Here is a 20,839-nt window from a genome sequence, read left to right on the forward strand (position 1 = left end):
TGAGGGGGCTCCGGAAAGAGCGAGCTGCGATGGGGCGGTTGCGACCGGCTGTATCGAAGGCCGGTGAGCCCCCTCATCCGGCGCTTCGCGCCACCTTCTCCCGCGAGGGGAGAAGGACGCCCAGAGGCGAACTCGCAATCCTTTGGAGGACGTTCTGGACCGCCAGCCCGCTCAGGCCTACATCCCGCTCATGACGTCGTTCCTGCGTTCCGATCGCTCGACCGCCGTGGCCGTCTGGCTCGGGGTCGTGGCGCTGTTCATCCTGGCCATGGTGGTGGTTGGCGGGGCTACCCGGCTGACCGGTTCGGGCCTGTCGATCACCGAGTGGCAGCCGATCATGGGGGCCCTGCCGCCTATGGGCGATGCGGCCTGGAACGAGGCCTTCCACAAGTACCAGCAAATTCCCCAATACAGGTTGGTCAACGCCGGCATGACCCTGACCGAGTTCAAAGGGATCTTCTGGTGGGAGTGGGGCCACCGGCTGCTCGGCCGGCTGATCGGCCTGATCTTCGCCATTCCTTTCGTCGTCTTCCTCATTCGCCGACAGATTCCCCGGCGCCTGATCTGGCGCTGCGTCGGCCTGCTGCTGCTGGGCGGCCTGCAGGGCCTGGCCGGCTGGTGGATGGTGGCCAGCGGCCTTTCCGAGCGGGTCTCGGTGGCCCCCGAGCGCCTGACGCTGCACCTGGGCCTTGCCCTCATTCTGTTCGTCGCCGTCGTCTGGACGGCCCTGGACGCCTATGCCGGCAAGCCGCGCCAGGCCAGTGTCACCCGTTGGCGGGGCGGAGCCCTGGTCTTCCTGGGCGCGGTCTTCCTGCAGTGCCTGCTGGGCGCCCTGGTGGCCGGCACGGACGCGGGCTTCGTCTACAACGACTGGCCGCTGATGAATGGCCATGTCTGGCCGCAGGACTACGCCGGCAGCAGCTTCTGGCAGACCCTGGCCCACAACCAGGCCTCGGTGCAGCTGCACCACCGACTTGGAGCCTACGCCATCGCCCTGGCGACGGTCTTCATCGTCGTTCTTGCCCGTCGCAGCCGCAGCCTCGGCCCGGAGTCGAAACAGGCCGCCTTCATCCTCGGCGGCGTCGTGCTGCTGCAGGTCCTGCTCGGCGTCGCCGCCCTGATGCTGGTCGTTCCCCTGTGGCTGGGCATCCTGCACCAGGCGGGCGCCGTCCTGTTGCTGGCCGCCGCCACGCTGTTGGCCTGGCGGGTGCGGCGGCTGTAAGCCGGTATCGAAGCGGCCATTATAGCAGGCTTCGGGCAACGGCGGAAAAAATAACTGTATAATTACAGATGGATAGCGCCTACCCGGAGCCTACTTTCAGGCGGCCTGGAGGGCCGATATCGCCCACCGGCAAGGTCCGAATGACCACCCGAAAACCTCCCCGGGAACGCGCGTGACGGCAGGCGTCGCGAAGCGGGCTTCGCAGGTCGAATAATTTCGCCCGGGTAGAATTCTAGAGACCGACCCCGCCAACCGGCTCGGTCTCGAAGTAGGGGCCCATGTCCTTGATCAACGGCCGGCCCCTGGCGATGGCGGCCTGGACAGACGGCAGTTTCAACGACCCCTGGTGATCGGCCTGGCTCTTCCAGACCTCGGTCACCCACAGGGCGTCCGGTTCCTTGGCGTCGCGGGCGACGATGTAGCTGAGGCAGCCGGGCATGCCGCCGGTCTCGGCCGTGAGGATGGCGATCAGGGCGTCGCGCTGGCCGGGGTGGGCGGTCATCTTGCCGATCAGGCCGTACATGCGGGTCTCCTCGGCCACGGCGCCGCCCGCCAGCGCAAGGGCGCTGGCCGATCCGGCGACGAAAGCGCGTCGATTGGGGCTCATGGGGCCAGACTAGGCGTCAAATGCCGGGCAGGGGAGGTGGAAATGTCGCGGTATTATAATACCGTATCGTGAAAAATGAATGTTTTCAGTATCTTCAGCCCGGTTGGGCGTCGCCACAGTGGTTGACATCGGCCCGTTCGACCCGTACTAGCGCGCCCTCACGTCGGGGGCGGTCGCGCTTCCGCCTACTATTGGATCGAAACCCATGATGAAGACCACGGCTTCGCTGAAGCCCGCCGAGGTCGAGAAGAAGTGGATCGTGATCGATGCCGAGAACGCCGTCGTTGGCCGTCTCGCCTCGTTCATCGCTATGCGTCTTCGCGGCAAGCATCGTCCCGACTACACCCCGCACGTCGATTGCGGCGACTTCGTTGTCGTCCTCAACGCCGACAAGGTGAAGTTCACCGGCCGCAAGCTGGACCAGAAGATCTACTACCGCCACACCGGTCACCCGGGCGGCATCAAGCAGATCACCGCCGGCAAGCAGCTGAACGGCCGCTTCCCCGAGCGCGTCCTGGAAAAGGCCGTCGAGCGCATGCTGCCCAAGGAAAGCCCCCTGGCCCGCGCCCAGATGACCCACCTGCGCATCTACAACGGCGGCGAACACCCGCACGAAGCGCAGAACCCCCAACCCATCGCGTTCGCTGAACTGAACGCCAAGAACGTGCGGAGCGCCTGATGGCCGAAGGTCTCGAAGCCCTGCAAGCCCTGTCGTCGTCGCCTGAAGCGGCCCCGGCTGAGCCCAAGATCGACAAGTTCGGCCGCGCCTATGCGACCGGCAAGCGCAAGAACGCCATCGCCCGCGTGTGGATCAAGCCCGGCAAGGGCTCGATCACCATCAACGGTCGCGACCAGGAGATCTACTTCGCTCGCCCGGTGCTGCGCATGATGCTGGCCCAGCCGTTCGAAGTCTGCGACCGCGTCGGCCAGTTCGACGTCGTCGTCACCGTTGAAGGCTCGGGCCTCAGCGGCCAGGCCGGCGCGGTGCGTCACGGCCTGTCCAAGGCCCTGACCTACTACGAGCCCGGTCTGCGCACCCTCCTGAAGCCGCACGGCTTCCTGACCCGCGACAGCCGCGTCGTCGAGCGCAAGAAGTACGGCAAGGCCAAGGCCCGCCGTAGCTTCCAGTTCTCGAAGCGCTAGCCGCGCGAGGGTTCATACCTTTGCGAAAGGGCGCTTCGGGCAACCGAGGCGCCCTTTTTCTTTGCCCGGACCATTTCCTTCGGAAAATGGTCCTACTCGAATGTTAGAGCCCGTCCGGGCGGCGGAACCGGAAGCCACTTCCGCCTGACGGGCTCTGTATGGAGGCGAGCATGACCGCTCCGAAGATCTTCATCGATGGCGAAGCCGGCACCACCGGCCTGCAGATCCGCGACCGGCTGGAAGGCCGCCGCGACATCCAGCTTGTCTCGATCGATCCGGCCCGCCGCAAGGACGCCGAGGCCCGCGCCGAGCTGCTCAACGGGGCCGACGTGGTCATCCTCTGCCTGCCGGACGACGCCGCCCGCGAGGCCGTCAGCTTGGTCACCAGCAACTCGGTGAAGATTATCGACGCCTCGACCGCCCACCGGGTCGCCGACGGCTGGACCTACGGCGTCGCCGAACTGCCCGGCCAGCGCCCGGCCATCGCCGCCTCCATGCGCGTCAGCAACCCCGGCTGCTATCCGACCGGGGCCATCGCCCTGATCCGGCCGCTGGTCGACGCCGGCCTCCTGCCCGCCGACTACCCGGTCACCGTCAACGCCGTCAGCGGCTACACCGGCGGCGGCAAGTCGATGATCGCCGAGTTCAAGGGCGAGAACCCCGAGGCCTTCCGCATCTACGGCCTGACCCAGCAACACAAGCACGTGCCCGAGCTGCAGAAGAATACCGGCCTGACCGTCCGGCCGTTCTTCGCGCCGAGCGTTGGCCGCTACGCCCAGGGCATGATCGTCGAGGTCCCGCTGTTCCTGGACCGGCTGAACGGTAGCCCGACCTTGGCCGACCTCGAGGCCTGCCTGAAGGCCGCCTACGCCGGTGAACCCTTCGTCACCGTCGAGGACACGGCCGGGATCACCGGCCTCGATCCCGAGGCCCTGAACAACACCAACCGCATGCAGCTGTTCGTCTTCGGTGGACAGGGCCAGGCTCGCCTGGTCGCCCGCCTCGACAACCTGGGCAAGGGCGCTTCGGGGGCGGCGGTGCAGAACATGAACCTGATGCTCGGCCTGCCCGAAGGCGCGGGACTGTGATGCTGCGCCGGGCCGTCATCGCCGACGCCCCGGCCATCGCGGCCGTCTACCGCCTGAGCGCCTGGCACCCCCATATCCACACGCCGGAGGAGGACGTCGCCTTCTTCTCCGGTCGCATGCTGCCCGAGCAGGCGGTCTGGGTGATCGAGGACGGGCAGGGCGGGGTCGTCGCCTATGGCGCGGGCGTGGACGGCTGGCTGAATCATCTGTTCGTCCATCCGGACGCTCAGGGACAGGGGCACGGGACCCGGCTGCTGGAGGTGTTCCGCGAGGGCGGGGCGCTGCAGCTGTGGACCTTCCAGGGCAACGTCAAGGCGCGGGCCTTCTACGAGCGCAAGGGGTTTGCGGCGGTGGAATTCACTGACGGCGCGTGCAACGACGAGAAGCTGCCGGACGTCCGCTACGCGTGGCGGCGTTGACAGGGCGCCGTCCCTCCCCGAATTGGGGAGGGCAGGCGGGCGAAGCCCGCCGGGTGGGGAAGTGGCAAGCGCCTTTGCGGCCGGACATTCCCAGGCGCAAATCCAGCCCACTCACTGCCGTTCAAACCGACTTCCCCACCCGACGCGCGCACCGCGCGTCTGCCCTCCCCAATTCGGGGAGGGACGGGGCTAGCGACCGGCCAGCCAAGCCTGTTCGGCGGACAACATGGCCGCGATCAGGTCCGGCCTGTCAATCCCCGCCAGGTCGGCGCGGGGCGTCTTGCCGCCTTCTTCCAGCAGGTAGGAGAGGAACCGCAGGCTTGGCCGGTAGCCGGCCAGGCGGGCGGGAGCCAGCGGGGGAGTCTCGCCGGGGATGCGGGCCCGGATTTCGTCTTCGAAGTACACCGCCCCCAGCCGCAGGATCTTCCACGCCCCGTCCCGCCGCTCGACCCGCGCATGCATCCGGGCGTGGCTGGTGACCATCACCTCGACACCGCCGATGCGGCCGCCCAGCAGGATCGCCGCGCCGCTCTCGGCCAGGGCCCGGTCGCCGTTCAGGGTGACCAGGGTCGGGGCCATCTGGTGCAGGTGGCGCATGCCGCCCGCGAAGGCTTTCTCGGAGGCGGCGACGAAGTCGGCGCCGCTGGTCTCGATCCAGCTGATGCTGACTACGCTGTCGGGGTGGAAGCAGGCCGCCATGCGCGCCCATTGGCCCTGGTCACGGGCCGCCCGTTCGGCCTGGACGACTTCGGCGACGGCGAGCTTGTCGAGGTCGTACATGACGGTCACCCTGTCTTCCTTCCTCCACCTTAGCCCAGATTCCCATGACCGACCTGCCCGACGAGCATGACACCGAGGACGCCGCCACCCTGGCCTTCTACGAGCGCGAGGCCGTCGCCTACGCGGCCCGGCGCGAGCCCGGCGGCCATCCCCATCTGGACCGCTTCATCGAGCGCCTGGGTCCCGGCGCCGTGGTGCTGGAGCTTGGCTGCGGCGGCGGTCACGAGGCCCAGGCAATGTTGGAGGCTGGCCTGCGGGTCATCGCCACCGACGGCTCGCCCGCCCTGGCGGCTCAGGCCAGCGCGCGCCTCGGCCGGCCGGTCAAGGTGATGACCTTCGTCCAGCTGAAGGACGAGCAACGCTACGATGGCGTCTGGGCCAACGCCTGCCTCCTGCACGCCCCCGCCGACGCCCTGCACGACATCTTCGGACGCATCTGGCGGGCGCTGAAACCGGGCGGTCTGTTCTTCGCGAGCTTCAAGGCCGGGGACGGCCCAGGCCGTGACTCGCTGGGCCGCTACTACAACTTCCCAAGCCGCGAGGGCCTTGAGGCGACACTTCGGTGGTCCGCGCCCTGGTCCGAGCTGACCATCGAGACGGGAACCGGCGGCGGCTACGACGGCGTCGAGCGCACCTGGCTGGCCGCCTGGGCCGTCGCCGGCCCGGCCGAGCCGCACAATCACGAACACCTATAGAAAAAGCCCGGCAGCGGACCACCGGGCTTCTTCAGGTCAGGTTGTCCGCGCGATCAGACGATCGGCTTGGGCATGTCGAGGCCAGCCGGCGCCGGGTTGGACACCGGCTGCGGGGCCGGAACCGGCGCGGGAGCGGCCGGGCGCTGGAACTTCAGGCTGCGGCCCTGGAAGAAGGCGCCGGTTTCCATGGCCAGCTGCTCATGGGTGATGTCGCCGTCGATGTAGCTGGTGCCGTAGAGGCGGACCTGCTTGGCGGTCACCGAGCCGACGATGCGGCCACGGACCTCGGCGGCCTCGGCATAGACGCTGCCCTCGATGTGACCGGTCTCGCCGACGGTCAGGCGGCCGACGCGGACGTCGCCGCGGACAACGCCGTCGATCTGCAGTTCGCCGTCACCGGTGACGCCGCCCTCGATGGTGATGCCGCTGGAGATCAGCGAGGCCACCTTGGGCTTGGGCTTGGGCGCATCCAGGGCCGAAGCGGCGGTGGCCGGGGCCGCGACGGGCTCCGGGGTCGCCGACTTCACGGGCGTGGCGGCAGGCTTGTTAGCGGGCTTGCTGAACATATTCACCGGCTTTCAGATAACGGTTGGGATTCTGGGGACGCCCCGCGACCCAGATTTCGTAGTGCAGATGCGGCCCCGTCGAACGACCGGTGGAGCCCATGGCCCCGATCCGCTGTCCGACGCCGACGCGCTGGCCCACCGACACCGCAATGCCTTGCAGGTGGGCGTAACGCGTCTTGAAGCCGCCGCCATGGTCTATCTCGATGGTGTTGCCATAGCCTGAACGAACGCCGGTAAACGAGACGACCCCCGGGGCCGTGGCGTAGATCGGCGTGAAGAAGCCGCCCGGGAAGTCGAGCCCCGAGTGGAAAGCCGGGCGACGGGTGAACGGATCAAGGCGCACGCCGTAGCTGGAAGACACCGAAGGGGCGCCCGTGGGGCGGAAGAACGGCAGCGATTGGGCGGCGGTGGTCAGGCCGCGCATGTCGCTCATGTTGGTGCTGGCCCGCTGGATGCGGCGGGCGAAGTCTTCATCGACATCCAGAACGGCGGCCAGGGCGCGCGGATCGCCGGAGTCGATCAGCGGCCCGCCGAGGTTGGCGCCGCGTCCGGTGTAGCCCTCGGGGCTGAGGCCGGCGAGACGGAAGGCGGCGCGCAGGCGCTCGGCCCGGGTCTTGGCGAAGTCTTCGGCGGCGTTGATCAGCCGCTCCTGGTCCATGCGGGTGTAGTTGACGCGCTCGACCGGGTCTTTCGACATCAGGCGGGGTTTGGCCGGGGCCAGGGCTTGGGCCGCGCCCGGCACACCCTTGAATTCCTGGAACAGCTGGGCCAGCGCCGCGTGGCGCTTTTCGACCGACACGGCCATCTCGGCGAAGCTGCCGTTGTTGTTGTTCAGCTGGGCCATGGCGCTGTTCAGACGCGCCTGACGGTCGGCGTTGACGCGCTCGTAGTAGGCCTTCTGGCGGACCAGTTCCTGATCCGAAGCGCCGGCCGACATGGCGTTGACCATCATGGCGGCGGTGGCGATGCCGAGCCAGAGCGAGACCAGGGCGACAACGCCGGCGGCGGCCATCTGTTTGGCGGTGGACAGGACGTAACCGCGCATCTCGCCGCCGGAGCGGACATAGAGATGCCGTTCAGGAAAAAGCTCTTCCAGAGCCCTACGAACTCGCCGCAAGCGTGTTGACGCCATAGCCCCCGACACCCGGATTTACGTCCGAGCGCGATATGCCGTTATGTCGAGAATTGACGCAAGGGCCTTCGCGTCTCGCGGGTGGGCCGCGCGCGCAGAAAGCCTTTGTCGCTCAACGGTTAACCAAAGGCCCAGAGACACGCCAGCGTCTTGGGCCGTTTTTGCTGAGTTCCTGACACTATTGGTTAACGCCCGCGACGAAATCGCCACAGTTACTCGCGGGTCATGGAAGTGTCGCAAAGCAGGGCGGCAGATGGTCGCAGCGTCCAGAATTCAGAGATCCTGGACCGCTTTCAGCACCTCGGCTGCGTGACCGGCGACCTTCACCTTGCGCCAGACCCGGCGGATGACGCCCTGGCCGTCGATCAGCCAGGTCGAGCGGTCGATGCCCATGTATTCGCGGCCGTAGAGCTTTTTCTCCACCCAGGCGCCGTAGCGCTCGATGACGTCGCTTTCGGTGTCAGAGCCGAGCTCGACCTTCAGGTCGTACTTGGCGCGGAACTTCCCGTGTTTGGCGGCGGTGTCCTTGGAGACGCCGATGACGGTGGCGCCGGCCTTGTCGAAATCTTCGGCCAGGGCGCTGAAGTCCTTGCCCTCTGTGGTGCAGCCGGGGGTGTCGTCCTTCGGGTAGAAGTAGAGGACCACCGTCCGCCCCTTGAGCGCGGCCAGGCTGACCCGCCCGTTGTCGGTGGGCAGGTCGAAGTCGGGGGCCTTGTCGCCGGCCTTGAGTTCCGTGGTCATCCTTGCTTCCTCATTCCGTCATCCCGGCCGGAGCGTAGCGGAGAGCCGGGACCCAGGTGTGCGTGAACTCGCTGTATCAACCGCCTTTGCGCCCCGCCCCTGGGTCCCGGGTCGGCCTGCGGCCGCCCGGGATGACGGGGAGGGAGGCGCGAACCCTCAGACCGGCCGGACCAGGACGATCTTCTTCTTGCCCTGGGACAGCTTGATGACCCCGTCGACCACATCGGCCGCCGTGATCAGCTTCATGCCGTCCATCTCCTGCACGTCGTTGACCCGCAGGCCGCCGCCCTGGGCCAGGCGGCGCGCTTCCCCGCGAGAGGTAGAGAGGCCGGCGTCGACGGCAAGGGCGGCCAGCATGATCCCTTCCGCCAGATCGGCGGCCGGAATCTCGATGGACGGCAGGTCGTCGCTGAGGGCGCCCTGTTCGAAGGCCTTGGTGGCGGCGTCGCGGGCGGCCTTGGCGGCCTCCTCACCGTGCAGCATCCGGGTCGCCTCGTCGGCCAGCACCTTCTTGGCGTCATTGATGCCGGCGCCGGGCAGGGCTTCGAGGCGGGCGATCTCGTCCAGCGGCAGGTCAGTGAACAGGCGCAGGAACTTGCCGACGTCGGCGTCCTCGGTGTTGCGCCAGAACTGCCAGTAGTCGTACGGCGACCGCATGTCGGCGTTGAGCCAGACCGCGCCCTGGGCCGTCTTCCCCATCTTGGCGCCCGAAGCGGTCGAGAGCAGGGGGGTGGTCAGGCCGAAGGCCGGCTTCTGATCGACGCGGCGGATCAACTCGACCCCGTTGAGGATGTTGCCCCACTGGTCCGAGCCGCCCATCTGCAGGGTCGCGCCGAGCCGGCGGTTCAGTTCCAGGAAGTCCACCGACTGCATCAGCATGTAGTTGAACTCGAGGAAGGTCATCGGCTGCTCGCGCTCGAGGCGCAGCTTCACCGAGTCGAACGCCAGCATGCGGTTGACCGTGAAGTGGACGCCGAATTCGCGCAGGAATTCGATGTAGCCGAGCTTGGAGAGCCACTCGTCGTTGTCGACCATGACCGCGTCGGTCGGCCCGTCGCCGAAGGTCAGGAACTTCTCGAAGACCGTCTTGATGCTGGCGATGTTGGCCTGGATGTCAGCCTCGCTGAGCAGCTTGCGCGACTCGTCCTTGCCGGTCGGATCGCCGACCTTGGTGGTGGCGCCGCCCATCAGGACGATGGGCTTGTGGCCGGCCTGCTGCAGCCGGCGCAGCAGCATGATCTGGATCAGGCTGCCGACGTGCAGGCTGGGCGCGGTGGCGTCGAAGCCGATGTAGCCGGTGACAATGCCGCCCGACGCGGACTCGTCGAGCTCGGCCGGGTGGGTGATCTGATGGATGAAGCCGCGGTCCCGCATGGTCTGCAGGAAGGCGGACTTGAACTCTGCGGTCTCGGTCATGGTGGCGGCCTGTATCATGGGCGGGCGGTCGTGCAAGGCGATAGACATCGATAGCTCCTGTTTGGAAGGGGCCGGCGACGCTGTCAGGTCTTTGGGATGGGACATGCCGCCGGGGTTGGGCGGCATGCGATCGCAACGCCGCTCGTCAGAACGAGCGGGCGCAATAGAGGGCGGCGAGGGCGGCCTTGGCGATCATGGGCCGCTGGTTAGCGTGAGGCATTGACCGGCGTCAACGGGCCGCTATCGAAGGGCGCATGAGGCTGACCCTGAAGCCACACCCCGATACGCCATGCGACGCGGTGCGTGAGATTGCTGTCGACGCAGCGCGCGAAGGCCGGTCGTTGACCCTGAAGTTCGCCTTGAGCGGCGATGTGGACGCCATCGCCTTTCCCGAATGGCGCAATGCCGCGCGGGCTGATGAGCTCTGGCGGCACACCTGCTTCGAGGCCTTTGTCGGCGACCAGGGCGCGGCCGGATACACCGAGATCAACCTGTCGCCCTCGAACCAGTGGGCGGTCTATGTCTTCGACGGCTGTCGCGAGGGCATGCGCTCACCGGAGGGCGTCGAACGCCGCGACGGCGTGGTGCGGGAAGAGGCCGGCGCCTATCGGCTGCAGGCCGTGTTTGATCTCGACCGGCTGGACGGCCTGTCCGGAGCGCCCTGGCGGCTGGGCCTGTCGGCGGTCATTGAATTGAAAGACGGATCGAAGTCCTACTGGGCCCTGGCCCACGCGCCGGGCCAGCCCGACTTCCACCACCCTGACGCCTTCGCCGCCATCCTGCCTCCGGAGTCCCCATGAAGTTCGGCCTCGACCGCCTCCTCGCCGATCCGGAACTGCGCAAGGAGCTCTCCGGCCGCCGCGTGGCGCTGCTGGCCCATCCGGCCTCGGTGACCGCCGACCTGACCCACAGTCTCGACGCCCTGGCCGCCTGTCCCGAGATCAAGCTGACCGCCGCCTTCGGGCCGCAGCACGGCATGCGCGGCGACAAGCAGGACAACATGATGGAGTCGCCGGACTTCACCGATCCGGTCCATGGCATCCCGGTCTTCAGCCTCTACGGCGAGGTGCGTCGCCCGACCGGCCAGTCGATGGGGACGTTTGACGTCATCCTGATCGACATGCAGGACCTCGGTTGCCGCATCTACACCTTCATCACGACGCTGCTCTATGTGCTGGAGGCCGCCGCCGAGCACGGCAAGTCGGTCTGGGTTCTGGACCGTCCCAACCCCGCCGGCCGGCCGATCGAGGGGCTGACCCTGCTGCCCGGCTGGGAGAGCTTCGTTGGGGCCGGGCCGATGCCGATGCGCCACGGGATGACGCTGGGCGAACTCGGCCACTGGTTCGTCGACCACTACAGGCTGGACGTCGACTATCGGGTCATCGCCATGGAGGGCTACGAGCCCGACGCCGCGCCGGGCTACGGCTGGCCCCTGGGGGAGCGGACCTGGATCAACCCAAGCCCCAATGCGCCGAACCTGTGGATGGCCCGCGCCTATGCCGGCACGGTGATGCTCGAAGGCGCGACCCTGTCGGAGGGGCGGGGCACGACCCGGCCGCTGGAGCTGTTCGGCGCGCCGGACATCGACGGGCGGGACGTGATCAGGACGATGCGCGAGTTCGCCCCGCAGTGGCTGCGGGGCTGCACCCTGCGCGACATCAGCTTCGAGCCGACCTTCCACAAGCACGTTCACAAGCTTTGCAGCGGCGTGCAGATCCACACCGAGGGGCCCGAGTACGACCACGCGACGTTCAAGCCCTGGAGGCTGCAGGCGCTGGGCTTCAAGGCGATCCGCAAGCTCTATCCGGACTACGACCTGTGGCGCGACTTCCCGTACGAGTACGTGCTCGACAAGCTGGCCATCGACGTCATCAACGGCGGCCCGGGCCTGCGGGAATGGGTGGATGACCCGGGCGCGCAGCCGGGCGACCTCGACGCTCTGACGACGCCCGACGAAACCGCCTGGGAAGAGGTGCGCCGGCCGCATCTGCTGTACTGACCGCCCCTCCGCCGCCTGCGGCCGCCAGTGCCGCGAGGTGGCCGTGGCGCTTCTGCGGGCTGGTCTTGATCTTGTCGGCGCCGTTCTGGCTGCTGGGCGCCTTTCTGAGCGGACCGGCGCCTCTCCTGCCCATTGCTCTCCCGGTCAGCGCTCTGATGGCGATGGCGCCAGGAGCGGCGGCGCTCCTGCTCACCTGGCGTGAAGGCGGAGCCGCCGGTGTGAAGGGCCTCCTCGGACGATTGTCCGACCCGCCGGCATGGCGAAGGCCGCTATGGTTGCTGGCGGCCGCAGGGATCATGCCGCTGGCGCTGACGGCCGTATGGCTTTGGCTCAAGGCCACGGGCGCCCCCTTGCCCGAGCCGCGGATCGCGGCCGGCGCGGCGCTGGCCTTCGTGCCCATGTTCCTGCTCGCGGCCGTCGCCGAGGAACTTGGATGGCAGGGTTACCTCTATCCGCGCCTGGCCCCCCGGCTCTCCGCGCTCGGCGCCGGTCTCGCCATCGGGACCTTCTGGGCCCTCTGGCACATCGTTCCGTTCCTGCAGGCGGGCCGCGAGGCGGAGTGGATCGTCTGGCAGTGCCTGGCGATGCTGCCGCTACGGATCATCACGGTCTGGCTCTTCGGCGTCGGCGGCCGCAGCCTGGGCCTGGCCGTCGTGTTCCACGCCTTTGGCAACCTGGCCCAGTTCCTGTTTCCGAACTACGGCTCGCACTACGACCCGCAGGCGACCTTCGTCATCCTGTCGGCCGTCGCGGCCGTCATCGCTCTGGCAACCGGGCCCCGCACCCTGGGCGAGCGCGCAGGACCTTAGGCCTTCGACGCCTTGTGGCGCTCGATGCCCTCGACGACCATCTGGCGGGCCTGGGCGGCGTCGCCCCAGCCCTTGACCTTGGTCCACTTGCCGGGCTCCAGGTCCTTGTAGTGGACGAAGAAGTGCTCGACCTGGTCGAGGGTGATCTGCGGCAGGTCGGTGTAGTTCTGGACGTTGTCGTAGCGCGCCGTCAGGTGCGACGAGGGCACGGCGATCAGCTTCTCGTCGATGCCGGCCTGGTCTTCCATGAACAGAACCCCGACCACGCGGCAGCTCATCACCGCGCCCGGCGCGATGGCGCGGGTGTTCATGCAGATAACGTCGACCGGGTCGCCGTCGCCAGACAGGGTGTGCGGGATGAAGCCGTAATTCCCCGGATAACGCATCGAGGTGTAGAGGAAGCGGTCGACGAACAGCACGCCGGCTTCCTTGTCCATCTCGTACTTGATCGGCTCGCCCCCCAGCGGCACCTCGATGATCACATTCACATCCTCGGGCGGATTCTTCCCGATGGAGAGGGCGTCGATATTCATTACGCGGGCTCGGCTTCCAGTCGTTTGTCGAGGTAGTCGCCGACGTGCTTTTCCACGTCCGGCAGGTTTTCGGCCCAGAAGTGGGTGGCGCCGTCGATCAGGTCGTAGTCGATGACGATGCCCTTCTGGCTGCGCAGCTTGGTGACCACGCGCTCCACTTCCACCGGCGGCGTCACCGTATCGTTGGTGCCGTGCAGGAACAGGCCCGAAGCGGGGCAGGGGGCCAGGAAGCTGAAGTCGTACATGTTGGCCGGCGGCGAGACGCTGATGAAGCCATCGGTCTCGGGGCGGCGCATCAGCAGCTGCATGGAGACCCAGGCGCCGAAGCTGTAGCCGGCGACCCAGCACTGGCTGGCCGTCGGGTTGGTGGACTGCAGCCAGTCGAGCGCCGTGGCAGCGTCGGCCAGCTCGCCGATGCCGCCGTCGAACTCGCCCTGCGAGCGGCCAACGCCGCGGAAGTTGAAGCGCAGGGTCGAGAAACCGCGCTTCATGAACAGGTGGTACATCTGCACCGCGACCGGGTGGTTCATGTGGCCGCCGGCGCGCGGGTGCGGGTGCAGGATCAGCGCGATGGGGGCGTTTTCACGCTTGCCCGGCGAATACCGGCCTTCGATCCGGCCGGCGGCGCCGGTGAGAACCACTTCAGGCATAAGCAACCTTCTCCTCGTTGTGCGGTGCAGAATACTTGACCGCTGCGCTTGGTCTTCCTAGATCAGGCGCATTCGCGACGGCCCGGCCGACGCGCGGCGCGGGCTTTAGCACAGGCCCGCCGCCGGATGCCAAGGAATCCGCCATGCGTCTGTCCACAAAAGGCCGCTACGCCGTTATGGCCATGACCGACCTGGCCGGCCGTCAGGACGCGGACGGTTCGCGCGCGGTGCCTCTGGCCGAGATCGCGGCGCGTCAGGAAATCTCGCTGAGCTATCTGGAACAGCTGTTCGCGCGCCTGCGCCGACGCGGGCTGGTCAAGAGCCTGCGCGGCCCTGGCGGCGGCTATCGCCTGGCCCGTTCGGCCACAGAAACGCACATCGCCGAGATCGTGCTGGCCGTCGACGAGCCCCTGAGGGCCACGCGCTGCGGCCATGCGACCGGCAAGGGCTGCATGAAGGCAGGCGTCCGCTGCTCTACCCACGACCTTTGGGAAGAGATGGGTCGCCAGCTGCACAGCTATCTGGCGTCGGTTTCGTTGGCCGATGTGCTGGAAGGGCGTCTGACGCCTGACTCCAAGGTCGCCGCATGACGAGCGTCTATCTCGACTTCAACGCCACCGCCCCGGTGCGGCCAGAGGCGAAAGCGGCCCTCAACGCCGTGCTCGACTGCGTGGGCAACCCCTCGTCGGTGCATGCGGCCGGTCGCGCCGCCCGCGCGACCCTGGAGAAGGCCCGCGAGGCCGTGGCCGCGCTGGTTGGCGTTGTGCCGGGTTCGGTGACCTTTACCAGCGGCGGCACCGAAGCCAGCGCCCTGGCTATCGAAAGCGCCGTCGCCGCCAAATTTGAACGCATCCTGCTGGGCGCCACGGAACATGACGCCGTCTGGGAGGCCGTCCAAGTCGCCGGCCTGCCGGTCGAGGTCTGGCCGGTCGATCCCAATGGCGTCGCCGATCTGGCCTGGCTCGACGACGCGCTGGCTCGGCCGGGCAGGGCGCTGGTCTGCCTGATGCTGGCCAACAACGAGACGGGCGTCATCCAGCCGATAGCCGAGGCCGGCGAGAAGGTGCGCGCCGCCGACGGCTGGCTGCACGTCGACGCGGTTCAGGCCGCCGGCAAGATAGCCATCGATTTCAGCGCCTTGCAGGCCGATACCCTCGCCCTGTCGGCCCACAAGATCGGCGGCCCGCAGGGCGTCGGCGCCCTTGTCGCCGGAACCCGCGCCGTGTTGGCTCGCCGCCAGCAGGGCGGTGGTCAGGAACGCGGCCGCCGCGCCGGCACCGAGAACCTGCCGGGTATCGCCGCCTTCGGCGCGGCTGCCCGCGAGGCCCTGGCTGGTCTGGACGCCATGGCGGCGCAGGCCGCATCGCGTGACGCGCTGCAGATGAAGCTCGAAGCCGCTGGCGCCACGGCGCTCGGCAAGGACGCGGCGCGCCTGCCCCAAACGCTGTGCGTCGCTTCTGCCGACTGGCCGGCCGAAACGCAGGTGATGATCATGGACCTGGGCGGGGTGATGATCAGCGCTGGGGCCGCCTGTTCCTCGGGCAAGGTCAAGCCGAGCCGCACGGTCGAGGCCATGGGCCGGCCCGACCTCGCCCCCTGTTCCATCCGAATCAGCGGCGGCTGGTCGAGCGTCGAAGCCGACTGGATCCGCGCCGGCGATGTCTGGCTGGAGGCGCAGACGCGTCGCCGGCCCAAGATCAAGGAAGTCGCGTAAGTCATGGCTGCCGTTAAAGAAACTGTCGATCAGGTTGGTGAGCTGGAGGCCTACAAGCATGGCTTCGTCACCGACATCGAGCAGGACTTCGCCCCCAAGGGCCTGAGCGCCGACACCGTCCGCTTCATCTCGGCCAAGAAGGGCGAGCCGGAGTGGATGCTGCAGTGGCGGCTTGAGGCCTATGAGCGCTGGCTGGCGCTGGAGGAGCCCGACTGGGCCAAGGTCAGCTTCCCCAAGATCGACTACCAGGACAGCTACTACTACGCCGCCCCCAAGGACCCGGCATCCGGCCCGCTGAGCCTCGACGAGGTCGATCCGGAGATCCTGGCCACCTACGCCAAGCTCGGCATCCCCTTGAAGGAACAGGAAGTTCTGGCCGGCGTCGTCGGCGCGCCGCGCTATGCCGTGGACGCGGTGTTCGACAGCGTCAGCGTGGTGACAACCTTCAAGAAGGAACTGGCCGCTGTCGGCGTCATCTTCTGCTCGATGAGCGAGGCGATCCGCGAGCACCCCGAACTGGTCCGCAAGTACCTGGGCTCCGTGGTGCCGGTCAGCGACAACTATTTCGCCTGCCTGAACAGCGCCGTCTTTTCGGATGGATCGTTCGTCTATGTGCCGCCGGGCGTGAAGTGCCCGATGGAGCTTTCCACCTATTTCCGCATCAACGCCGCCGAGTCCGGCCAGTTCGAGCGGACCCTGATCATCGTCGACAAGGGCGCCCAGGTCTCCTACCTCGAAGGCTGCACCGCTCCGATGCGGGACGAGAACCAGCTGCACGCCGCCGTCGTCGAGCTGGTGGCGCTGGAAGATGCGACGATCAAGTATTCCACCGTCCAGAACTGGTACCCGGGCGATCCCGTGACCGGCAAGGGCGGCATCTACAACTTCGTCACCAAGCGCGCCGACTGCCGCGGCGACCGCTCTAAGGTGTCGTGGACCCAGGTCGAGACCGGTTCGGCGATCACCTGGAAGTACCCTTCCTGCGTCCTGCGCGGCGAGGGCAGCGTGGGAGAATTCTACTCGATCGCCATCACCAACGGCCGCCAGCAGGCCGACACCGGCACCAAGATGATCCACCTGGGCGCCAACACCCGCTCGCGGATCATCTCCAAGGGCATCAGCGCCGGCAAATCCTCCAACACCTACCGCGGCCTGGTCTCGGCCCACCCGAAGGCCAAGGGCGCCCGCAACTTCACCCAGTGCGACAGCCTGCTGATCGGCAAGGAATGCGCCGCCCACACCGTGCCCTATATCGAGGCCCGCAACGGCCAGGCGGTGTTCGAGCACGAGGCCACCACCACCCGCCTGTCGGAGGACCAGCTGTTCTATGCCATGCAGCGCGGGCTCGGTCAGGAAGAGGCCGTCCAGCTGCTGGTCAACGGCTTCGTCAAGGACGTGCTGCAGGAACTCCCGATGGAGTTCGCCGTCGAAGCCCAGAAACTCGTTGCGATCAGCCTTGAAGGCTCGGTCGGGTAAAGTCTGAAAAGAAACAATGCTCTCGATCCAAAACCTCCACGCGACCGTCGCCGACAAGCCGATCATCAAGGGCCTGACCCTCGATGTGCCGGCGGGTGAAGTGCACGCCATCATGGGCCCCAATGGCGCCGGCAAGTCGACGCTGTCCTACGTACTCACGGGGCGCGAGGGCTACGAGGTCACCGACGGCACGGCGACGCTTGACGGCGAGGACCTGCTGGCCCTCGATCCCAACGAGCGGGCGGCCAAGGGTGTCTTCCTGTCGTTCCAGTATCCTCTGGAAATTCCGGGGGTTCCGGCCCTGACCTTCATCCGCGCCTCGATGAACGCCCAGCGCAAGGCGCGCGGCGAGGCCGAGATCGCGGCGCCGGCCTTCCTGAAGCTGGCGCGAGAGACCGCCGCCTCGCTGAAGATCGACTTCGACATGCTCAAGCGCAGCCTCAACGTCGGCTTCTCGGGCGGCGAGAAGAAGCGGATGGAGATCTTCCAGATGGCGATGCTGTCGCCCCGCTTCCTGATCCTCGACGAGACAGACAGCGGGCTGGACATCGACGCCCTGAAGATCGTCGCCGGCGGCGTCAACGCCATGCGCGGCCCTGATCGCGCCATGCTGGTCATCACCCACTACCAGCGCCTGCTCGACTACATCAAACCCGACCGCGTGCACGTCCTCTCGGCCGGCCGCATCGTCGCCTCGGGCGGGCCGGAACTGGCCCATGAGCTCGAGCGCGAAGGCTACGACAAGTACGGGAAGGCCGCGTGAGCCTTTCGACCGCCCTCCGAACCGGCGACCTCGCCGAACTGCCGTCGCGCCGTGACGAGGACTGGCGCTGGACCGACCTGCGCGGCCTGATCCGCAAGGTCCCTGCCGCCTCGCCGGAGGCCGTGGTCACGGCCGGTGGCCCGTTCGCCGGTCTCGGCGAGGAACTGGCCGTGGTGAACGGCCGCGTGGACGGCTTCCCGGGCCTGATCGCCGAGGGGGAGGGCGACCACCTCGCCGCCCTGCGCTTCGTCTCCACCGCCGACGGCACGGGCCACCACGCCCGCATTCAAGTCGAGGTGAAGGCCGGCGCGAAACTGACCCTGCTGGAAAGCTACGAGGGGCAGGCGGCCGGCTACATCGCCAGCGCCGAACTCGACATCGCGCTTGGCGAAGGCGCGCGGCTCGAACGCATCGTCCTGGCCGCCGACGACGCCGAGGCCATCAGCGTCTCGACTGCCACCGTCACCCTGACGGCCGGTTCGAACTACAGCCAGACCGTCCTGACCACCGGCGCCCGCCGCCAGCGGCTAGAGACCCGCGTCATGCACCCTGGTCACGAGGCCAGCGTCCGTCTCGACGGCGCCTACCTGCTCGATGGCCAGCGCCATGCCGACCTCACGACGTCCGTCACCCACGGCGGCGTCGATGGGACCACCGCCCAGCTGACCAAGGGCGTCGCCCGCGACCAGGCGCGCGGCGTCTTCCAGGGCCGCATCGTCGTCCAGCCCGGCGCCGACCGCACTGACGCCCGCATGCGCCACCAGGCGCTGATCCTTTCCGAACGGGCCGAGATCGACGCCAAGCCCGAATTGCTCATCTTCGCCGACGACGTCCAGTGCGCCCACGGCAACACGGTCGGCGCCCTCGACGAGGACGCCATCTTCTACGCCATGCAGCGGGGCCTGCCGGCCGACCGCGCCCGCGCCATGCTGACCGCCGCCTTTGTCGGCGAGGTCATCGACCGTATCGAGCATGAGGGCGCCCGCGAAGTCGCGCGCCAGTGGGCCGAGCAGCAGCTGGGTGAGCTCTGATGGCCTTCGACGCTGAAGCCGCCCGCGCCCAGTTCCCGATCCTGTCCCGGACCGTGAACGGCAAGCCGCTGGTCTACCTCGACAACGCCGCCAGCGCCCAGAAGCCGCGCGCGGTGGTCGACAGCATGGTCCGGGTGATGGAAGGCGGCTACGCCAACGTCCACCGCGGCCTGCACACCCTCTCCAACGAAGCCACCGATGCCTATGAAAAAGCTCGCAAATCGGTCGCCCGCTTCCTGAACGCCGCCGAGACCGAGATCGTCTTCACCAAGGGCGGCACCGAGGCCATCAATCTTGTGGCCAACACCCTGGGCCAGTCGCTGGGGGAGGGGGACGAAATCCTCGTCACCCAGATGGAGCACCACTCCAACATCGTCCCCTGGCACCTGCTGCGCGAGCGCAAGGGCGTGGTTCTGCGCTTCGCCCCGGTGACCGAGAGCGGCGAGTTGGACCTGGCCGCGACCCTGAAGCTGATCGGACCGCGCACCCGGCTGGTCGCCGTCACCCACATGTCCAACGTCCTGGGCACGATCAATCCGATCAAGGGCATCACCGATGCGGCCCACGCCGCCGGCGCCCTGGTGCTGATCGACGGCTGTCAGGGCGCGGTCCACACCATCGTCGATGTGAAGGCGCTCGATTGCGACTTCTACGTCGCCACCGGCCACAAACTCTACGGCCCGACCGGCATCGGTATCCTCTACGGCAAGGCCGAGCGCCTGGCCGCCCTGCCGCCTTACCAGGGTGGCGGCGAGATGATCGGCACGGTCACCGAAGACGCCATCACCTATGCCGAGCCGCCCATGCGGTTTGAGGCCGGCACGCCGCCGATCATCGAGGCCATCGGCCTGGGCGCCGCCGTCGACTGGCTCATGCAGTTCGACCGGGAAGCTGTCGCCCGTCACGAGCGCGCCCTTTACGACCGGGTCATCGAGCGGCTCGACGGGGCCAACTGGCTGCGCATCCTCGGCACGGCGCCGGACAAGGGCGCCATCCTGTCGTTCACCGTCGAGGGCGCGCACGCCCACGACATCGCCCAGATACTGGACAAGCAGGGGGTGGCGGTGCGCGCCGGCACCCACTGCGCCGAGCCTCTGATGGCCCGATTTGGAGTCACCGCGAGCGCGCGGGCCTCCTTCGCCCTATATAACACCCTGGACGAGGCCGACGCGTTCGCCGACGCGCTGGTCAAGGCCCGCAGCTTCTTTGCCTGAGACATCATGACCGACGCCCCCCCACCCAGCAATGTGGCCCCTTTGACCCAGGCCGAACTGGACGTGCTGACCGACAAGCTGGTCGAGCAGCTCAAGACCGTGTTCGACCCGGAAATCCCGGTCGACATCTATGAGCTGGGCCTGATCTACAAGGTCGACGTCTCGGACGACAAACACGTGGCCATCGACATGACCCTGACCGCCCCAGGCTGCCCTGTGGCCGGCGAAATGCCGGGTTGGGTCGAGGACGCGGTCATGGAACTGCCGGACATCAAGTCTTGCGTCGTCGAGCTGGTCTTCGATCCGCCGTGGGACCCGTCCCGCATGTCGGACGAGGCCAAGCTCCAGCTGAACATGTTCTGACCATGGAAATCGCCGCCCCACCCCGCGCCCGCCGCCCCCGCCCCAAGGTCGTCACCCTGAGTGACAGCGCCGCCGAGCGGGTGAAGGAAATCATGGCCAAGGCCGAGAAGCCTTACGCCGGCCTGCGGGTTGGCGTGAAGAACGGCGGCTGCGCGGGCCAGGAGTACATCCTCGAATACGCCGAAACCGCCGGTCCGCTGGACGAGGTGGTCGAGGACAAGGATGTGACGATCCTGATCGACCCGAAAGCGGTGCTGTTCCTGATCGGCACCACGATCGACTACGAGGTCAGCCGCCTGTCGTCGAAGTTCGTCTTCCGCAATCCGAACGAGACCGACGCCTGCGGGTGTGGGGAAAGCGTGACGATTATTCCGGCGAGCGCGGAGTAGGGGACCGGTTGGCCGCAACGCGGCCTACCTGTCCCCGATTGGCGCCGGCTGCGAGGTTGCTCTCGCTCCAGCAGGTTCGCACGCGTCTG

General features: G+C 67.8%; 25 protein-coding genes. 17 read left to right on the top strand and 8 right to left on the bottom strand.

The window, feature by feature from the left end:
* Positions 1-190: 190 nt before the first annotated feature.
* Positions 191-1,222, top strand: coding sequence for a COX15/CtaA family protein (locus AC2YG9_RS11260; RefSeq protein WP_487298066.1), 1,032 nt, complete (start codon positions 191-193; stop codon positions 1,220-1,222).
* 232 nt (positions 1,223-1,454) lie between these two features.
* Here AC2YG9_RS11260 and AC2YG9_RS11265 read toward each other — a convergent pair whose 3' ends face one another.
* On the bottom strand, positions 1,455-1,829 hold the full coding sequence (locus tag AC2YG9_RS11265) for a putative quinol monooxygenase (protein WP_487298067.1): 375 nt from the start codon (positions 1,827-1,829) through the stop codon (positions 1,455-1,457).
* A 205-nt stretch (positions 1,830-2,034) separates the two neighbouring features.
* Between AC2YG9_RS11265 and rplM the strand changes: the two genes are divergently transcribed.
* The 4 genes from rplM (at position 2,035) to AC2YG9_RS11285 (ending at position 4,479) form a co-directional block, all read left to right on the top strand.
* Positions 2,035-2,508: a 50S ribosomal protein L13 gene (gene rplM / locus AC2YG9_RS11270; protein WP_487298068.1), complete on the top strand. Its 474-nt coding sequence runs from the start codon at positions 2,035-2,037 to the stop codon at positions 2,506-2,508.
* Positions 2,508-2,972 (top strand): 30S ribosomal protein S9, encoded by a 465-nt coding sequence (rpsI, locus tag AC2YG9_RS11275; protein WP_487298069.1) that lies wholly within the window; start codon positions 2,508-2,510, stop codon positions 2,970-2,972. Before rplM ends, rpsI begins: the two co-directional genes overlap by 1 nt.
* Positions 2,973-3,142: 170 nt before the next feature.
* The gene (gene argC, locus AC2YG9_RS11280) at positions 3,143-4,060 is read left to right on the top strand and encodes an N-acetyl-gamma-glutamyl-phosphate reductase (RefSeq protein WP_487298070.1); all 918 of its coding nucleotides are present in this window, start codon (positions 3,143-3,145) and stop codon (positions 4,058-4,060) included.
* Positions 4,060-4,479, top strand: a complete 420-nt coding sequence (locus tag AC2YG9_RS11285; protein WP_487298071.1) for an N-acetyltransferase family protein — start codon at positions 4,060-4,062, stop codon at positions 4,477-4,479. The genes argC and AC2YG9_RS11285 overlap by 1 nt, the downstream gene beginning before the upstream one ends.
* Before the next feature lie 189 nt (positions 4,480-4,668).
* Here the strand turns inward: AC2YG9_RS11285 and AC2YG9_RS11290 are convergent, their stop codons facing one another.
* Positions 4,669-5,259, bottom strand: a complete 591-nt coding sequence (locus tag AC2YG9_RS11290) for a nuclear transport factor 2 family protein (RefSeq protein ID WP_487298334.1) — start codon at positions 5,257-5,259, stop codon at positions 4,669-4,671.
* Between the two features lie 44 nt (positions 5,260-5,303).
* Between AC2YG9_RS11290 and AC2YG9_RS11295 the strand changes: the two genes are divergently transcribed.
* Entirely contained in the window at positions 5,304-5,954 is a 651-nt protein-coding gene (locus AC2YG9_RS11295; RefSeq protein WP_487298072.1) for a class I SAM-dependent methyltransferase, read from the top strand.
* Between the two features lie 53 nt (positions 5,955-6,007).
* Here the strand turns inward: AC2YG9_RS11295 and AC2YG9_RS11300 are convergent, their stop codons facing one another.
* From AC2YG9_RS11300 to tyrS, 4 genes are all read right to left on the bottom strand, one after another.
* Positions 6,008-6,520: a bactofilin family protein gene (locus AC2YG9_RS11300; protein ID WP_487298073.1), complete on the bottom strand. Its 513-nt coding sequence runs from the start codon at positions 6,518-6,520 to the stop codon at positions 6,008-6,010.
* Entirely contained in the window at positions 6,501-7,652 is a 1,152-nt protein-coding gene (locus AC2YG9_RS11305) for a M23 family metallopeptidase (protein WP_487298074.1), read from the bottom strand. The genes AC2YG9_RS11300 and AC2YG9_RS11305 overlap by 20 nt, the downstream gene beginning before the upstream one ends.
* A gap of 273 nt (positions 7,653-7,925) precedes the next feature.
* A complete protein-coding gene (locus AC2YG9_RS11310; protein ID WP_487298075.1) occupies positions 7,926-8,393 on the bottom strand; it encodes a peroxiredoxin in 468 nt (155 codons plus the stop codon).
* Between the two features lie 156 nt (positions 8,394-8,549).
* On the bottom strand, positions 8,550-9,857 hold the full coding sequence (gene tyrS, locus AC2YG9_RS11315; RefSeq protein ID WP_487298076.1) for a tyrosine--tRNA ligase: 1,308 nt from the start codon (positions 9,855-9,857) through the stop codon (positions 8,550-8,552).
* Between the two features lie 206 nt (positions 9,858-10,063).
* On the opposite strand from tyrS, the gene AC2YG9_RS11320 reads away from it, so the two are divergent.
* The 3 genes from AC2YG9_RS11320 to AC2YG9_RS11330 all read left to right on the top strand — a co-directional run bounded on the left by AC2YG9_RS11320 (position 10,064) and on the right by AC2YG9_RS11330 (position 12,617).
* Positions 10,064-10,609 carry a DOMON-like domain-containing protein gene (locus tag AC2YG9_RS11320; protein WP_487298077.1) on the top strand — a complete coding sequence of 182 codons (546 nt, stop codon included), beginning with the start codon at positions 10,064-10,066 and terminating at the stop codon, positions 10,607-10,609.
* The gene (locus tag AC2YG9_RS11325) at positions 10,606-11,808 is read left to right on the top strand and encodes an exo-beta-N-acetylmuramidase NamZ family protein (protein ID WP_487298078.1); all 1,203 of its coding nucleotides are present in this window, start codon (positions 10,606-10,608) and stop codon (positions 11,806-11,808) included. Before AC2YG9_RS11320 ends, AC2YG9_RS11325 begins: the two co-directional genes overlap by 4 nt.
* A 275-nt stretch (positions 11,809-12,083) precedes the next feature.
* Positions 12,084-12,617 (top strand): CPBP family intramembrane glutamic endopeptidase, encoded by a 534-nt coding sequence (locus AC2YG9_RS11330; protein ID WP_487298079.1) that lies wholly within the window; start codon positions 12,084-12,086, stop codon positions 12,615-12,617.
* Here the strand turns inward: AC2YG9_RS11330 and ppa are convergent.
* On the bottom strand, positions 12,614-13,150 hold the full coding sequence (ppa, locus tag AC2YG9_RS11335; protein WP_487298080.1) for an inorganic diphosphatase: 537 nt from the start codon (positions 13,148-13,150) through the stop codon (positions 12,614-12,616). The two genes, AC2YG9_RS11330 and ppa, sit on opposite strands and share 4 nt — an antisense overlap.
* A complete protein-coding gene (locus AC2YG9_RS11340; protein WP_487298081.1) occupies positions 13,150-13,800 on the bottom strand; it encodes an alpha/beta hydrolase in 651 nt (216 codons plus the stop codon). The genes ppa and AC2YG9_RS11340 overlap by 1 nt, the downstream gene beginning before the upstream one ends.
* Positions 13,801-13,943: 143 nt before the next feature.
* On the opposite strand from AC2YG9_RS11340, the gene AC2YG9_RS11345 reads away from it, so the two are divergent.
* Genes AC2YG9_RS11345 through AC2YG9_RS11380 form a run of 8 tightly spaced genes read left to right on the top strand, consistent with a single transcriptional unit; the run spans position 13,944 to position 20,750 of the window.
* Positions 13,944-14,390 carry an Rrf2 family transcriptional regulator gene (locus tag AC2YG9_RS11345; RefSeq protein WP_487298082.1) on the top strand — a complete coding sequence of 149 codons (447 nt, stop codon included), beginning with the start codon at positions 13,944-13,946 and terminating at the stop codon, positions 14,388-14,390.
* Positions 14,387-15,514, top strand: a complete 1,128-nt coding sequence (locus AC2YG9_RS11350) for a cysteine desulfurase family protein (RefSeq protein ID WP_487298083.1) — start codon at positions 14,387-14,389, stop codon at positions 15,512-15,514. The genes AC2YG9_RS11345 and AC2YG9_RS11350 overlap by 4 nt, the downstream gene beginning before the upstream one ends.
* A gap of 3 nt (positions 15,515-15,517) precedes the next feature.
* The gene (gene sufB / locus AC2YG9_RS11355; protein WP_487298084.1) at positions 15,518-16,990 is read left to right on the top strand and encodes a Fe-S cluster assembly protein SufB; all 1,473 of its coding nucleotides are present in this window, start codon (positions 15,518-15,520) and stop codon (positions 16,988-16,990) included.
* A gap of 16 nt (positions 16,991-17,006) precedes the next feature.
* A complete protein-coding gene (gene sufC, locus AC2YG9_RS11360; protein ID WP_487298085.1) occupies positions 17,007-17,753 on the top strand; it encodes a Fe-S cluster assembly ATPase SufC in 747 nt (248 codons plus the stop codon).
* Positions 17,750-18,784: a Fe-S cluster assembly protein SufD gene (gene sufD / locus AC2YG9_RS11365; protein WP_487298086.1), complete on the top strand. Its 1,035-nt coding sequence runs from the start codon at positions 17,750-17,752 to the stop codon at positions 18,782-18,784. Before sufC ends, sufD begins: the two co-directional genes overlap by 4 nt.
* A complete protein-coding gene (locus tag AC2YG9_RS11370) occupies positions 18,784-19,998 on the top strand; it encodes a cysteine desulfurase (RefSeq protein WP_487298087.1) in 1,215 nt (404 codons plus the stop codon). Before sufD ends, AC2YG9_RS11370 begins: the two co-directional genes overlap by 1 nt.
* A gap of 6 nt (positions 19,999-20,004) precedes the next feature.
* Positions 20,005-20,361, top strand: a complete 357-nt coding sequence (locus tag AC2YG9_RS11375; RefSeq protein ID WP_487298088.1) for an SUF system Fe-S cluster assembly protein — start codon at positions 20,005-20,007, stop codon at positions 20,359-20,361.
* A 2-nt stretch (positions 20,362-20,363) separates the two neighbouring features.
* Positions 20,364-20,750 carry a HesB/IscA family protein gene (locus AC2YG9_RS11380; RefSeq protein WP_487298089.1) on the top strand — a complete coding sequence of 129 codons (387 nt, stop codon included), beginning with the start codon at positions 20,364-20,366 and terminating at the stop codon, positions 20,748-20,750.
* Positions 20,751-20,839 lie beyond the last annotated feature (89 nt).

Source organism: Caulobacter sp. SRI_014, assembly GCF_057586315.1.